The organism is Acidiphilium multivorum AIU301, from assembly GCF_000202835.1.
GTDB lineage: Bacteria > Pseudomonadota > Alphaproteobacteria > Acetobacterales > Acetobacteraceae > Acidiphilium > Acidiphilium multivorum.
This window is the reverse complement of sequence record NC_015178.1, coordinates 136,707-150,004: the sequence shown is the minus strand read 5'-3', so window position 1 is coordinate 150,004 and position 13,298 is coordinate 136,707. Positions and strand designations below refer to the sequence as shown.

The following is a 13,298-nucleotide window of genomic DNA, read 5'->3' as shown; positions in this document are numbered from 1 at the left end:
ACAGCGCTCACAGTTGGGCGCGAAAGGGCAGTCGATGTCTGCGTGAGGTGAAAGGAAGATGGCCTGACAGTCGAACGGCGGCTTGAAAACCTGACGCAGTGAACGGCCTCCGAGGCCGGTGTGATTATGAGGATCAGGCCGCGCGGATCTCCATCTTGGCCGGGTTCGAAGCCCGAGACCGGATACGTTGAAGCAGACTGATTAGAGCCAGATGAAAATCACCCCTTGCGGACGGGGCGGGCCATACGTTCCCTGCCTCCATGTTCATTGACGTGGTTCCGAATGGCCGATCGGCGCCGGCCGTGCTGTTGCGGGAGAGTTTCCGCGAGGGTCGCAAGGTTCATAAACGCACCATCGCCAATCTGAGCCAGATGCCGCCGGAGCTGATCGATGGGCTGCGTGCGCTTCTCGCGGGTGGCGCGGTGGTCGGTGGTGCCGATCAGGCACTCGAGATCCGGCGCTCGCTGCCGCACGGTCATGTGGCGGCGGCACTCGGGATGATGCGCAAGCTTGAGATTCCCGGCCTGCTGGGCCGGAGGGCGTCGCGTGAGCGCGATCTTGCCCTGGCGCTGATCGCGGGTCGGGTGATCGCACCGGGCTCGAAGCTCTCGACCCTGCGCGGTCTGAACCCGCAGACCGCGACATCGAGTCTCGGCGAGATCCTCGAACTCGGCGCCATTGAAGAGCGCGAGATCTACGCCGCACTGGACTGGCTGGGCGCGCAGCAGGGCCGGATCGAGCGGCAGTTTGCAAGGCGCCATCTGCGCGACGGCACGCTGGTGCTCTACGACGTCAGTTCATCCTACCTCGAAGGCCGGCATTGCGAACTGGCACACCACGGATACAGCCGCGATCACCGGCCCGATCGGCCACAGATCGTCTATGGCCTGCTGTGCGATCGCGAGGGGCGGCCGATCGCGGTGGAAGTGTTCGAAGGCAACACCGCCGATCCGGCGACGATCGCCGCGCAGGTGGAGAAACTCAAGCGGCGGTTCCATCTCGAGCGCGTCGTCCTGGTGGGTGATCGCGGGATGATCACCACGGCGCGGATCCGCGAGACGATCAAGCCGGCGGGGCTGGACTGGATCAGCTGCCTGCGCGCGGGGCAGATCCAGGATCTTGCCGAGGGACCGCTGCAGATGTCGCTGTTCGACGAGCGCGATATCGCCGCGATCACGTCGCCCGATTATCCGGGCGAGCGGCTGATCGCCTGTCGCAACGCGGCCCTTGCGACCGAACGACGGCGCAAGCGCGAGGCGCTGCTCGTGGCCACCGAGACGGAACTGGCGCGGATCCGGGATGCGACACGGCGCAAACGCGCTCCTCTTCATGGCGAGGCCGCGATCGGGCTGGCGGTGGGGGCGGTGATCAACCAGCGCAAGATGGCCAAGCATTTCGATCTCACCATCACCGCCAGCCGCTTCGATTTCCAGCGCAACGCCGCCAGCATCGCGCGCGAGGCGGCCCTCGACGGCATCTATGTCATCCGCACCAGTGTGAGCGCGGACGTCATGAGCGAGACCGAAGCCGTGTCAGCCTACAAGGACCTTTCGCGGGTGGAACGGGCGTTCCGGACCCTCAAATCGGTCGATCTCGCGATCCGCCCGGTGCATCACTGGCTCTCACCGCGGGTGCGTGCCCACGTCTTTCTCTGCATGATGGCCTATTACGTCGAGTGGCATCTGCGCGACGCCCTCAAGCCCCTACTGTTCCAGGATCACGACCGCCCGGGAGCTGAGACCGAACGCTTATCGCCGGTTGCCCCCGCATCGACATCCCCGGCCGCCGATCGCAAGCGCGGGCGACGCCGCAACGACCAGAACCTGCCGATTTCAAGCTTCGCCGACCTGATGGCGCATCTTGCCACCCAGACCCTGAACACCGCGGCCCTGCCCAAGGCCCCGAACGCCACCTTCACCACCCTGGCAAACCCCACGCCGCTGCAAACCGCCGCCTTCGCCCTGATCGGGATCGACCCCATGCGTGTCCAGTAACCGTCAAAACCTGATCAGAAACGTTGTCGATAAATGCGGGGAGTTTGCATTCAAACCAGTGAAAACTTCAGTTTAAGAGCCAGGAAGATCAGGCCGAGGCCGGCCGAGCTATGGATGACCGCGGCTGATTGATGGCCGAGCAATTCCAAGATGATCAGGACGAGCCACAGCCCTAGAAGCGTGCTGTAGAGCCAGCCTTGCCTGAGAAATTTCTGCCGCCGGCGCGCGTGGCGACGATCTTGCCATTCAACGTATTTGACGACGGTCTTTTCGACATGGCGATTGAGCCGCTGCCCTGCCTGCGTCAGGCGATCCAGGCGGGTGCGCCAGCCCTCCCTCATGGCGAGACAACCGACAGCTTATAGACCTTGGAGAAATTCAGATCGCGGGCAACGAAGATCGAGACATTCTCGCCCTGGTGCTTGGTCAGTGTGGGCGGAATGTCGATCGTGTGTTGCAGTGTGGTGTTGGCGATCTGGTTTGTGCTGGAGTTCATATATTCCAGATACGTGTTGCCGGCGCTGTTCTGGGCGGCGTTCGCCGCGACCTGCAACGAGCCGCCGATGATCGTCATCATGATCGCCGCGCCGAACCGTTCGAGGAAATGGTTGTTGACGGCCCCCGAGACGCCAGCCCGGCCGAGGGGATCGGCCGCCGGCGAGGCGAGCTGAATAGCGACGTTTTGCGGTGTCACCGCGCGGTCCCAGAGGATGAAAAGTCGGTCCTGGCCTTGCACCAGGCCCTCGCGAACCTCGCCCAGCACCTGCGTCCCCTTATCCAGCAACGTCACCGTGCCAGTCATCGAGCGCACCGGCTGCGGCAACACGCATTTGACGAAGCCCGGCAGGGTCGAATTGATCGCGGTTTGCAGCGTGCAGGGAATGATGGTGCCGGCCGCGATCGTGAAATTCGGATGCGCGATCATCGAGGCATCGGCCGCACTGAATTGATCCGCATCGAGCTTGTTCGCGAAGGCCGTAGGTTTCGCAGATCCCGCGGAGGGAGCGCCATTCTGGCCCACGGTATTGCTGGCAGGTTGCGCGGATGATCCACCGCCAGTTTGGTTGAACGCCATGATCGGTGCCTTGAGCGCCTTCATGGCTGGGGATTCCTGCTGATTCGTCAGGAACGGATTGTGAAACCCCGCGTTCTGCTTTGGCGGCAGGGGGAGTCCGGCAGGTTTCGAGGAAGGCGTCGTGCCGCTGCTGGCATTGTTGACGAATGGCCGGCCCTCGGTCCCGCCTGTCACGGCGGCCTTATGGGCGAGCTTTGGCTCATGATGTGCGGTGAGCCGGGTCACCACGAGCACGACGCCAGCGCCGAGCGCGCAGGCCAGAAGAATGCCGCCGATCTGGCGCCCGCTGAGGCGCTGCTGGCTGGCGACCGCAGATTGTTCCTGTTCAACCGGCGACGGCGCCGCGTTGGTGTGACGTATCGGCCCATAAGGGCGGTCGGGCGTGTCCTCATTTGCCATTGTTGAATGTCCTCATCTCGCGCTCGACATCCGGGCTGATCGTGTGCGTGCCTGGCGTGGCGCCGGTCGGGTTGTATTTGAGGTCATAAATGTCGAGGACCGTATGCCCATCGCGCAGCCGCCATTCTGGCGCGGTGCCCGGCACAACGACCGTATTCCCGTTGACCGAATAGTTGGCCGTTGCCTCCTTGCCGTCCGGCTGGACGTAGAAAATGGCCGGGATGCGCTGCATGGCCGGGAAGGTGAACACGGTTGAATAGCCGTTGTCCCAGACCTCGGCGGGTGCCAGCTGATGATCGCCACGAGCGACATATTCGTAATTGCGCGGCCCCTGATATTGATCGACCGTCGCCGCGTTCATGACCGCGCGCGCTTCATCAAGGCGGCTCCTGGCCTCCTTCTGGACAGCCTTCGCTTCGGCCGCCTTCCGCTTGGCAAGCCGGCGCTCATACGCCTGGTGCGGATAGGTGAACACCACGGCGTAATCGACATTCTCGCCGGCGCCGAGGTGCTTGTTCACGGTCTCGAACTGGAAAAAGTAATGCCGGAGCTTGCCGTCGCTGGTCTTGCAGAGGACCGCGATCGGCTGTGCCGGCAGAATGCCGGTTGGCTTGATGAAAAGGTAATTCTGGACCGGGACGACCTTGAGATAGGCGCTATCGCTCTCAGCGACGGAGACGACCTTTTCATTCCTGCCGAACTGGACCGTCAGCGCCGCGCCTGGCGCGGTCCAAATGTCGGTGACGTTGCCGGACTGATAGGGCACATAGCGAACGCGGGGGTCTTCGTGCCCCGGATGGGGATACTGTATGGCGAGGGCTGTCCCCATCATGCCGAGCCAGAGGAACCCGCTGGCCGCGAGTTTGCGCGCGCATGTCATGGCGAATCCTTTTGGGCCTGGTAGTTGGTCACAATGAGCCCGCTGGGGTCTGCGAGGCGGGCGGAAACCGGCAGGGATGCGACGTTTTCAAAGCCGACCGTTGCCGTCCATGTCGAAGTCTGCGGATCTGAGCCGTACATCGTCACGGTGCGGCGGAAGCGCACCAGCGCGACATTCGGCCGCACCATGGACAGGCTCACCATCTCGACGCTGATCTGCCCCTTTTTACCGACCGTGACCTGCGGGCTGGTGCTGCCTGGCCCTTTATCGAGGAACCAGCTTTGGTAGGTGCCTTGCACCGTGGGGTTGGACATCAGCGAGGCAACATCATACCGATATTGGGCGTCGGCGAAGTCATAGCTTTCCCGGGCACGGACATATTGCCAGATCGCTGCCCTGGTCATCGCCGCCTTCTCATCGCTGGGAAGGCTGTTGAAATTCATGGTGGTGCTGGTGGTGCCGTCTGACTTCACGGTGATGAAGGCGGGCACGAGCTTTTCGAGGGGCAGGATCATCACGATTGCCCCCGCGAGGGTCACGTTGACCGCCAGGGACACGCCGGCCACCACCCAGCCCACACGGCCCCAGCGGCGGGCTGTGCGCTTCTCAGTGGCCTGGAAGGATTCGACATCCTGGAAATAAGCGGCGAGCCGTTCGTTATCGATCGGCAAAGCCGTGTTTTTCATGTCCGCGTTCATGAGTGGGGCACCTGCGGCGGTCGCGCCAACTGCGCCGCGCTTGGCGACCAATGGCCGGGATTGAGGGCGAACATCGGCCCGTGAGCCGTCGCCAGCGGGTCACTGGCCGCGCAGCCCGCCAGTAGGCCGGCTGCGCACATGAGGATAATCAGGCGAGACAACATGCGTGAGCCCTTCATTATTTGAACCAGTTGGCTGGGTTCACGATCCCGGAAATATTGAAGTCCACACCGCCGCCAATGTAGGCGGCGATGCCGGGAAGCATGATCGTGATGAAGGCCGTGATGGCGGTATAGGCGGCGATTTCGCCGAGGATGATGATTTCGGTTTGCACCGGGTCGGCGGTGAACGTGGTCGAGACCTTGGTGTTCAGAAAATCAGTCATGCCGCCGGTGAACAGCGATAGAAGCGCCGTGATCAGGAGCAACAGGATCGCCAGGCCGATCAGCTTGCCGAGCCAGCGTTCCGGGATGCCCTTTGTGGCTTCAAAGAGATATCCGATCAGCAGGAATGGCCCGATGGCGACGAGAAGGCCCGTCAGTGTTGTCGAGATGAGATACACCGCGAACACGAGGGCAAGGGCGATGAAAAAGACGACAAGAACAAGCTCGATTTCGATGCCAAGCACGTATGGTTCGAGTACGCAGGTCGCGCAGTTTGCTTTGTGGTAGATGATCTGTCCGGCAATCCAAAAGAGATTGAAGGTGTGATCGAGGCTCTGCGGGATGTTGCTCGTATTTCCAGATGAAAAGGTGCTGGCGACAAAGCTCGGCAGCGACTTCATGAAAAGAGTCTGGACGTAGGAATCATAAAGCGACGTTGAAGCAATAATGCCCACCACAATCGCCATCGTTGATACCTTTGAGATGCCGTAACGTATATCCAGGCTGCCGGTCATCATGAGGTATCCGAGGATGATGACCCAGATGATCAGGGCAGCGGAGAGAGGCGGTAATGCCGCTGACAACGCCGTTCCCACATCGCTATTCAGCGATTGCAGGAACCCGGTGCTGTACTGGTTATACATAAACTCAAAGACATTGATGGTCGTTGTGGGGACACTCATTATTTTGAGGTCTTTGCGTCAAGATACGGCTTGCAAGCAGGCGGGGCATCTTTTCCGTTTGCTTTGCATAGTGCCGTTATTTCTGCATCGTATTGAGCGTTCGTCTCACGACCACTATTCGGCAGAGGGGCGAGTCTGTTTTGCACCGCTGGCGGTGCAATGACGTACACGTAGTAGGCCCCTCCACCTGCGATCACGCCGGCGCCAATCAAGGCGGCGATGATAAGTTTCATTGTCCCTGACATGCCGATGGCTCCCCGCCGAGAGTTTGAGCGTCGCTGCACAGCGTCGAGAGCGTTTGTTCGCCGCCCTGTGCGTTTTCTTGTGCGGCTGCTTCCTGGCCCGCGCGGTTCTCCTCGAACGCCAATAATTGCAGGTTTTGCGCCTGGGCCTGTTGGGCCTGGACATAGTTCTGTTCGGCGGAGAGGCGGGCCTGGATTGAGGCGACTTGCTGGATCGTCGTAGCACTGTTCAGCTGACTCTGAATCTGCGGCAGCTCTTGCTCGCGGGCTTCCAGCGATTGCAGATTTTGCGTGGCGATCGCCTCAAAATTCGCGGTCTCATTCGCGCCCTGTTGGATCTGCGTTGAACCGAAATCCGAGCCGGCCGGGATATAGACCTTGTTCATGTTGTAATATTGTTGCGCGAGCGAGCCGACATTGCCGCTCAGCGAGGAGGGCGGACTGATCCCGTCGAGCATGTTTGGCAAGATGCTGGTGTTGGGCACCGTGTCCTGCATGGCCGATTGATCGAGCTGTTGCGCCCATTGGTTCGGGTTTACGTTCTGCGAGAGCGCGTTATAGGTCGATTTCAGCTCATTATATTGGCTGACGAGTTCAGAATATTGCTGCTTGGCTTCATTTAGCTGGTTGATGATTTGCGCCAATGAGGCACTATCGATCACCGGGACTTGCGCCAAGGTGGGTGAAGCAAAGCCGAAGATGGCGATCGCGCTGGCGATTCTGAGCCGGCGAGAGGGCTTGAGCATTTGGTCCTCCTATTCAACTTCCTCGTGGAACCGCGCCATGAACGCCGGCAGCCAGGCCGCCGGATCGTCGCCGTGGGTGGCGCGTAGCTGTTCGACAAACCCAACCGAGGATTTGCGGCTGGACAGGATCGCGACGAACTCTGGCAGTGCGGACAGGTCGAAATCGATGATCGCGGAGCCGCCATGCCGCTTGATGAGCAGTTGCCGGGAGTTGGGCAGCATGTCCTCGGCAACGGCGCGGAACTCGCCGGCGGTGAAGTTGAGCCGTTTGCGGTAGAGATGTTCTTCCGCGCCAGGTGTTGGGCAGAACACGAGGGTTTGGCACTGGCGCAAGATGCTATCGCCCTGCGGTGAATCGAGCACCGGCGCGGGCTCTTGCGTCGCCAGAAGCACCACGGCGTTGCTCTTGCGGACGGTGAGCATGAAATCCGCCCAGATTTTGGCGAACAGCGGATTGAGCAGATAGAAATTGAACTCGTCGCAGGACAGCACAAAGCGGCGGCCATCGAGCGCCTGGCTGATGCGATAAAGCAGGTAATTCGCGGCCGGCGCGCAGACGGTCCCATTGTCGAGGATGGCCGTCAGATCAAAGCCGACCGTGGTTGCATCAAGCGACACGTCATCACGTTCGCCATCAAAGGCCCAGCCGAGCGATCCGCCCTTGCACCAGCGTTCGAGGCGCGCGCCTGCCCCCATCGGATTGCGCCAGTCGAGGAACTGACGCAGCCCGGCGAGTGAGCGCATGTCCGGGGCCAGGCGCAGCAGGGCTTGAACGCCGCGGGTCAGTCGGGCGTCATCCTCTGGCGGGAGCGGGCCGTGCCCGTCTTGCTGGATCAAGGCGGTGAGCCACTGAACGAGGAAGGCGACCGATTCCGGGGTGCTGTCGAGCGCCTTGAGGGGCGCCAGGCCGCTATCCCGCCCTGCCCTCACCACCAGATAACGGCCGCCGACAGCACGGCACAGCAACTCGCCGCCCCGGTCCTTGTCGAAGAACACCACCGCGCCGTTGCGCGCCGCGAAATATTGCGGGAACAGCGCCAGCAGGAACAGCATGAACGTGGTTTTGCCCTGGCCGATCTTACCGAAGATCGCCGTCATGCCGACATCCTCGACATGGGGCACGTAATCATAGGCCGTGCCCGCCGTGGTGCGGAAGCGCGCCATGGCCAGCCCCCACTTGCCGGCACGTTGGCCGCGCGGAAACGCCTCGAAGCCGGAGAAGGCCGCAAAATTGCGCGTGGTAATGGTGCCCGGCCGGGTGCGCCATTTTCTGTTGCCCGGCAGTTGCGCGAAATAGGCCGCTTCCAGCCCGGCACTTTCTTGCGCGACCACGCCGCCACTATTGGCAATCACCGTGCGGGTTAAGCCGGACAGCCGATCCAGCTCCTCGATCGTGTCCGCATAGACCGTCAGCGAGAAATGGTGCTCGCCCATAGCGATCTTGCCCGAGGCGAGGTGATCCTGGGCGTCCGCAAGGTCGCTGATCTGCGACTTGGCTTTGTCATTCGCAGCCGTCATCTGGGCGGCTTTCAGGCCAAGCCGTTTTTCAGAGGTATGCCGTGCGTGAAAGTCGAAAGTATGGACCATCACCACCGGGCACGGCAGGGAAAAGACCCCATCATACATGCCGGCATAGGTCTCAGACGGATATTCGCGATAGCCGAAGATGGCGCCGAACCGAGACACCCCCGGCCCGCGCAGCTCAAAGGCACGGCGGCCGAAGATCGCGCGATCGGTGTAGAGGGCGGCACCGAGCGGGCCGCTGACCAGGGGCACCGGCGCCGCCGTGCCCGTCAGGATCAGGCGCAGCGCCTCGGCGATTTCGCTGAAATAGAACTGGCTATTGGCGGCTGGCCGTAGGCCAAGCCGGCGAACATCATAGGGGGCGAGGGTTTGGCTGATTGTTTGGCAAACCTCTTCTAGCTGGCCGATGCCCTCGGCGGTGGCGTGAGGCTTTTGGAGTTCCCGTTTGCCACCTAATAGGGAGGCCGTGGCGCCGCCCGCCTTGCCGCCCAGCGGATTGCGAGGGGAGACAACCACCGTCAGATACCAGGTGTTTTGATAAAGGCGCCCAGCAAGGACGCGCTCGCGATAGGCGCGATCGAGCGAAGCCGCGAACTCATTGGGCATAACCGCGTGTGCGAGTTGCCCAGCCCCAGGCCCGCGCACGAAGGCCGAGTGCAGCGTCACATTGTCATCTGCGACGTTCTTGCAGAGCGCATTGACCGTGACCAGGCTTGCGGCGCGATCTGCATCGGCCGCCAGCTCATAGGGAGCGCCAGGAATTTCGGCCATGGCAAGAACGCTGCCGTCATCCATGAGCAGGATGTCCGGCCGAACATGTCCGAGATACGGCAAATAGCGTTCAGCGCTGCGTTCCACCCTGATTCGATTACCCGGCATCGCGCATCCCCCTGCCCTTCTGGACCTTCATCGGGAACGGCGCGGGGGACGCCCCGCCCCAAGCCTGATTTTCACCGGCGCCGGTGGCCTTGGTGCGGAACCACAGCCATGCCACACGGGGAGCGTTGTAGTCGTATCGAACGAGCCAGCGCGCCCCGAACCAGAGCGGCAGCACCAGCGTCAGATAAAAGGGATTGTGTCCAAAGATGACGATCATGGCGCCGATCATGATGATCACCACGGCCATCTCGATCGGCAGCCCGAGAAACAGCGCGGGCCTTGTCGCGGCGACAAATAGCGGATCGCGCTGCCGCTCGGTCATCGCTCAGCCACCGCCCACGAAGGTTGTCACGAGGTAGGAGCTGCCAAACACCAGCACCAGGCCGGCCGCGAGCCAGCCGATCGCATGGAAGCCCATGCGGCCGGTCCAGCACATGAAGCCGACTGCGGCCACGGCGAGTACGGCAACTCCCTCGCCGAATGGGCCGAGGATGAATGTCGCGATGTTGTCGATGATGGTTGTGGGGCTGGTGCCACCGGAAACGACCTGCGCATGGGCCACGGCGGGCAGGAGGAGGCCGGCCGTCACAAGGACGGCGGGATGGATCCATGCCCCTCGATCTATTTTTGAAACCGTCCCAGCCGCGAAATTTGCCGCGCGATCGCGCAGCTTAGTGAGCCTTTGTTTCACCGTGAGTTTCCTGTTTTGAGGGTTGAGCCCGGCCGCTGGGGCCAGAAGCGCGGGACGCTTGAAGTGTCACCGCATGCGCCGACGCGAAGCCAGCCGGACCGATCGAGTTCGGGAACACATCCCAGGCAGGCGCATGCCGAGGGACAGGTGAATTTGAGAGGGTGGTAGGTTGGCTGGATTTCGCGCTGCTTGCCCTTGGAGCTGTTACGCCATCTGCTGGATCGATTGCCGGTACAAGGTATTTGGCGGTTGAGACGACGCGGCTGACATAACCGTTCTGGAAGCCTTCCCAGGCCGAACCCGTATTGTAGCGTGACAGCGCCGCCAGGAGGGCCGCTTGGCGCCCCTGCCCGGCCGGCCGCTGGTAGTCCTGCACTAGGAGTTTCCCGGCTGCTCGCACCGATGCGCAAGCGTCGAATGCCGTGGCGATCGTCAGGCCCAGGCGGGCGAGGTTCGCGCTGTCGATCTGCATGAGGCCGAGATCAACTGAATGCCCAGCGGCAATCAGCTGTGTGGCAACGGCAATGGCGCCATGGGCACCTTGCGGCCGCACGGTCTGACGCGTCGTGTTGTCGTGAATCGCCAATGTGTTGAACCCCGATTCGGCACCTGCAACCGCGGCTAGCGTCGTTGGTGCGACGTCAGAGGCGCATCGACTTGCGAGCACGAGGAAATGAGCCGGGGTGATCAGCAAGCTGCTGGCTCCTGTGCAAAACATGGTCGAGATCGGGTGACAGCAAGCACGAGTTGCATTCTTATAAGAGGTATCTTAAAAGTCAATAAAAGGTGGCCAGAAAAATTATAAGAGACATCTATTTGCTGAAAACAATAGGGTTGCCTTATCGTCACGAGATGGCACGACCTAAGCGACTGACGATTGCAACGACATTGAGGTTGGATGCTTCGACCGTAGAGCGCCTGGATAAGGTTCTCGGCGATGATGAGAATCGAGCCGAGTTCATCCGTAGCGCCGTCGAAACCGCGATCGCGTTGAAGGAGATTGGTCTCCCCGGCGATGTGAATGAGGTTCTCTTTGCGAATGAATCGCTGGTTGAGTTCTGGGCAAACGCCATGCGGCGGCTGATTGAGACCCGGCGGGCAATGCGGGGCAATGAAGCCGCGACGCTCAGGGATGGCGGAACAAAATAAAAGCGGATTCGAATATGTGGGCGTAATTAAAAGTGCGTTATGTTTCTCCTTGGACTTATCTCCGGCTTTGCAGATCAGTGCAACAATGCCGAGTGCTTTATTCATCCGTCGTTTAGAATTCACCGTCCTATGGCGGGAGCCGCAACCTGCTCACTGGTCTGCGTTTAGGAAATCCCCAAACAGGTGAAGATTTAAGGTGCCGCAAGTTTGGGTTGCAAGAAGCTATCGTATTACACGTTGATGACACTTGCGATCCGCAGCATTCTATCGACGGGATTATTGAATCCTTCGAGTTTCACTCTTGCAATAAAGAATCGGTGTTGATTTTCAGCGAGATGTGATCCGCGCAGGCCTAGCTTTTCCACCGCCGCGTACACATTTATCGTCCCGGCGATGATCGGGCTGACACTAGCCGGGATTATTCACGAGCGCATTTCCTCTGATTTTTCTCAGGCGTGCTGTTCAACCTGACATCGTGCGGGCGTGACGGCTTACCGGCCGAACCTGGCTGGTTTTGGTAGGCTCTATGATGTGTTGGCGTTGGATGTGGCAGAGATCGGGACCGGACGGGGCAAACGCCCCAGTGATCAGATGACCAGCCTGGGCAGTCTGGCCAGGGCGTAGCCGAGGATTGCCTGGTCTGGCATTGAGCGCGGCAGATGCAGGCGGATCGAGCGTTTCAGGGTTTCGAGGCGGACGGCGAGTTTGATCAGGCGCAGGCGCAGGGTATCGAACTGGATACCACGCCAGCGCGACCGGCGCGGCATCAGGGAGCGCAAACTCCACATCAGCCAGTAGGCGCCGATATGCAGAAACAGGCGCATCTGGTTGGCGCTGGCCCGCGAGCACGAGGTCCGGTCGGCGGCAAGATGGGTCTTCCACGCCTTGATATGGTTCTCGGCCTGGCCGCGCGCGCAGTAGATCTCTTGATACAGGGTGCGCGGGGAACCAGCCTTCAGGCTGGTGACGATGAAGCGGGTATCGACCCCCAGCGGCCCGGCCTCGACGCGGGCGATGATCCGCTCGACGCGGTCCCAGCTTGCTGCGCCATCATTGAACTCTTTGAAGCGCCGGATTTTCTCTCCCGGAGCTTGTTGCGCGCGCGCCGTGGTGCTGGCCTCCAGCGCGATGACGTGCTTGCGCAGCGTCGTGGTCGGTGCGACGCCGAAGATGTAATCGAGGCGACGCGCCCGACAGAACCGCAGCACCTCCGGCGTGCAGTAGTGCGAATCACCGCGCAGCATGATCGCGGTGCGGGGCCAGTGGCTGCGAATGGCGTCGATCAGCCGGCGCAACCATTTGACGATCTGGGCCCCTTTTGGCCGACACGCCGGACGCAGCACCGCGGCGAGCATCCGGCCGTCGCCGTCGAATACCACAATCGGCTGGAAACCGTACTCATCGTGGTGTGCGTTGAACAAGCAGAGTTGCTGCGCGCCGTGAGCGGCATCGAAGGTATCGTCGATATCGAGCACGACCCGGTTGGGTATGGTGCGAAAACTCGCGCAATAATGCTCGACCATCGCCAGGCCCATGCGCAGCAGCGCGCGAGGCCCGGGCAAATTCTCGGTGCGTGAAATCGTCGCTTGCGAGCATAAATCGCCCGCCTCGGGCAGACGCTCCATCGCGAGTTTGAACATCGGGTCGTTGCGCAACCGGTCGGCGTCGTTGCCATCCTCGTAACCGGCCGCGATCATCAACATGCGAAACCGAATGATCTCGTCGAGCCCATGCTGGACACGCTCCGGCGTGCGCGGATCATCGATGCAGGCCGCCAACTGCGCGGCAATCCCCAGCCGCTTCTCGACCTCGCGCAATGCCAGCAGACCGCCGTCAGAGGACAGCATCTCGCCGTCGAAGCGGGCCAGCACCGGTTTGCCGGCGACAGGTGACAGACCGGGGAGGCATGGGGTAGTTTCAACCGTGGCGGGCATCGCGTTCCGTGCTGATGAAGA

Annotated in this window: 14 protein-coding genes; 2 read left to right on the top strand and 12 right to left on the bottom strand. The window is 61.4% G+C overall.

The genetic code is table 11. The annotated features are described in order from the left end of the window. The first annotated feature begins 260 nt into the window (after positions 1-260). On the top strand, positions 261-1,994 hold the full coding sequence (locus tag ACMV_RS17865) for an IS1634 family transposase (RefSeq protein WP_013634984.1): 1,734 nt from the start codon (positions 261-263) through the stop codon (positions 1,992-1,994). Positions 1,995-2,044: 50 nt separating this feature from the next. On the opposite strand, the gene ACMV_RS17860 is transcribed toward ACMV_RS17865, so the two are convergent. The 11 genes from ACMV_RS17860 to ACMV_RS20190 form a co-directional block, all read right to left on the bottom strand. Then, positions 2,045-2,335, bottom strand: a complete 291-nt coding sequence (locus ACMV_RS17860) for a hypothetical protein (RefSeq protein ID WP_013634983.1) — start codon at positions 2,333-2,335, stop codon at positions 2,045-2,047. Further along, positions 2,332-3,468 (bottom strand): type IV secretion system protein VirB10, encoded by a 1,137-nt coding sequence (virB10, locus tag ACMV_RS17855; RefSeq protein WP_011930794.1) that lies wholly within the window; start codon positions 3,466-3,468, stop codon positions 2,332-2,334. The genes ACMV_RS17860 and virB10 overlap by 4 nt, the downstream gene beginning before the upstream one ends. Then, on the bottom strand, positions 3,458-4,297 hold the full coding sequence (locus ACMV_RS17850; RefSeq protein WP_231844531.1) for a TrbG/VirB9 family P-type conjugative transfer protein: 840 nt from the start codon (positions 4,295-4,297) through the stop codon (positions 3,458-3,460). Before ACMV_RS17850 ends, virB10 begins: the two co-directional genes overlap by 11 nt. A 47-nt stretch (positions 4,298-4,344) precedes the next feature. After that, positions 4,345-5,046, bottom strand: coding sequence for a type IV secretion system protein VirB8 (locus ACMV_RS17845; protein WP_013634982.1), 702 nt, complete (start codon positions 5,044-5,046; stop codon positions 4,345-4,347). Beyond that, positions 5,043-5,120, bottom strand: a complete 78-nt coding sequence (locus ACMV_RS22040; protein WP_231295229.1) for a hypothetical protein — start codon at positions 5,118-5,120, stop codon at positions 5,043-5,045. Before ACMV_RS22040 ends, ACMV_RS17845 begins: the two co-directional genes overlap by 4 nt. Positions 5,121-5,224: 104 nt before the next feature. Then, positions 5,225-6,112: a type IV secretion system protein gene (locus tag ACMV_RS17840; protein WP_013634981.1), complete on the bottom strand. Its 888-nt coding sequence runs from the start codon at positions 6,110-6,112 to the stop codon at positions 5,225-5,227. Between the two features lie 229 nt (positions 6,113-6,341). Beyond that, positions 6,342-7,100 carry a type IV secretion system protein gene (locus ACMV_RS17835; RefSeq protein WP_013634980.1) on the bottom strand — a complete coding sequence of 253 codons (759 nt, stop codon included), beginning with the start codon at positions 7,098-7,100 and terminating at the stop codon, positions 6,342-6,344. Between the two features lie 9 nt (positions 7,101-7,109). After that, a complete protein-coding gene (locus tag ACMV_RS17830) occupies positions 7,110-9,503 on the bottom strand; it encodes a VirB4 family type IV secretion/conjugal transfer ATPase (protein ID WP_041665626.1) in 2,394 nt (797 codons plus the stop codon). After that, positions 9,493-9,825: a type IV secretion system protein VirB3 gene (locus tag ACMV_RS17825; RefSeq protein ID WP_013634978.1), complete on the bottom strand. Its 333-nt coding sequence runs from the start codon at positions 9,823-9,825 to the stop codon at positions 9,493-9,495. Before ACMV_RS17825 ends, ACMV_RS17830 begins: the two co-directional genes overlap by 11 nt. A 3-nt stretch (positions 9,826-9,828) precedes the next feature. Then, positions 9,829-10,194, bottom strand: coding sequence for a TrbC/VirB2 family protein (locus ACMV_RS17820; protein ID WP_013634977.1), 366 nt, complete (start codon positions 10,192-10,194; stop codon positions 9,829-9,831). Continuing rightward, on the bottom strand, positions 10,175-10,888 hold the full coding sequence (locus ACMV_RS20190) for a lytic transglycosylase domain-containing protein (RefSeq protein WP_013634976.1): 714 nt from the start codon (positions 10,886-10,888) through the stop codon (positions 10,175-10,177). Before ACMV_RS20190 ends, ACMV_RS17820 begins: the two co-directional genes overlap by 20 nt. 200 nt (positions 10,889-11,088) lie before the next feature. Between ACMV_RS20190 and ACMV_RS20975 the strand changes: the two genes are divergently transcribed. After that, positions 11,089-11,343, top strand: a complete 255-nt coding sequence (locus ACMV_RS20975) for a hypothetical protein (protein ID WP_039887465.1) — start codon at positions 11,089-11,091, stop codon at positions 11,341-11,343. Between the two features lie 587 nt (positions 11,344-11,930). Here the strand turns inward: ACMV_RS20975 and ACMV_RS17810 are convergent. Then, a complete protein-coding gene (locus ACMV_RS17810; protein ID WP_013634972.1) occupies positions 11,931-13,277 on the bottom strand; it encodes an IS1380 family transposase in 1,347 nt (448 codons plus the stop codon). Between the last annotated feature and the right edge of the window lie 21 nt (positions 13,278-13,298).

Bases quoted from the DNA above. Each gene is read 5' to 3' on its own strand.
- ACMV_RS17865 (WP_013634984.1), top strand. From the start codon at position 261: ATGTTCATTGACGTGGTTCCGAATGGCCGATCGGCGCCGGCCGTGCTG.
- ACMV_RS17850 (WP_231844531.1), bottom strand. From the start codon at position 4,297: ATGGGGACAGCCCTCGCCATACAGTATCCCCATCCGGGGCACGAAGAC.
- ACMV_RS22040 (WP_231295229.1), bottom strand. From the start codon at position 5,120: ATGTTCGCCCTCAATCCCGGCCATTGGTCGCCAAGCGCGGCGCAGTTG.
- ACMV_RS17860 (WP_013634983.1), bottom strand. From the start codon at position 2,335: ATGAGGGAGGGCTGGCGCACCCGCCTGGATCGCCTGACGCAGGCAGGG.
- ACMV_RS17825 (WP_013634978.1), bottom strand. From the start codon at position 9,825: ATGACCGAGCGGCAGCGCGATCCGCTATTTGTCGCCGCGACAAGGCCC.
- ACMV_RS17835 (WP_013634980.1), bottom strand. From the start codon at position 7,100: ATGCTCAAGCCCTCTCGCCGGCTCAGAATCGCCAGCGCGATCGCCATC.
- ACMV_RS17810 (WP_013634972.1), bottom strand. From the start codon at position 13,277: ATGCCCGCCACGGTTGAAACTACCCCATGCCTCCCCGGTCTGTCACCT.
- ACMV_RS17845 (WP_013634982.1), bottom strand. From the start codon at position 5,046: ATGAACGCGGACATGAAAAACACGGCTTTGCCGATCGATAACGAACGG.
- ACMV_RS17840 (WP_013634981.1), bottom strand. From the start codon at position 6,112: ATGAGTGTCCCCACAACGACCATCAATGTCTTTGAGTTTATGTATAAC.
- virB10 (WP_011930794.1), bottom strand. From the start codon at position 3,468: ATGGCAAATGAGGACACGCCCGACCGCCCTTATGGGCCGATACGTCAC.
- ACMV_RS17830 (WP_041665626.1), bottom strand. From the start codon at position 9,503: ATGCCGGGTAATCGAATCAGGGTGGAACGCAGCGCTGAACGCTATTTG.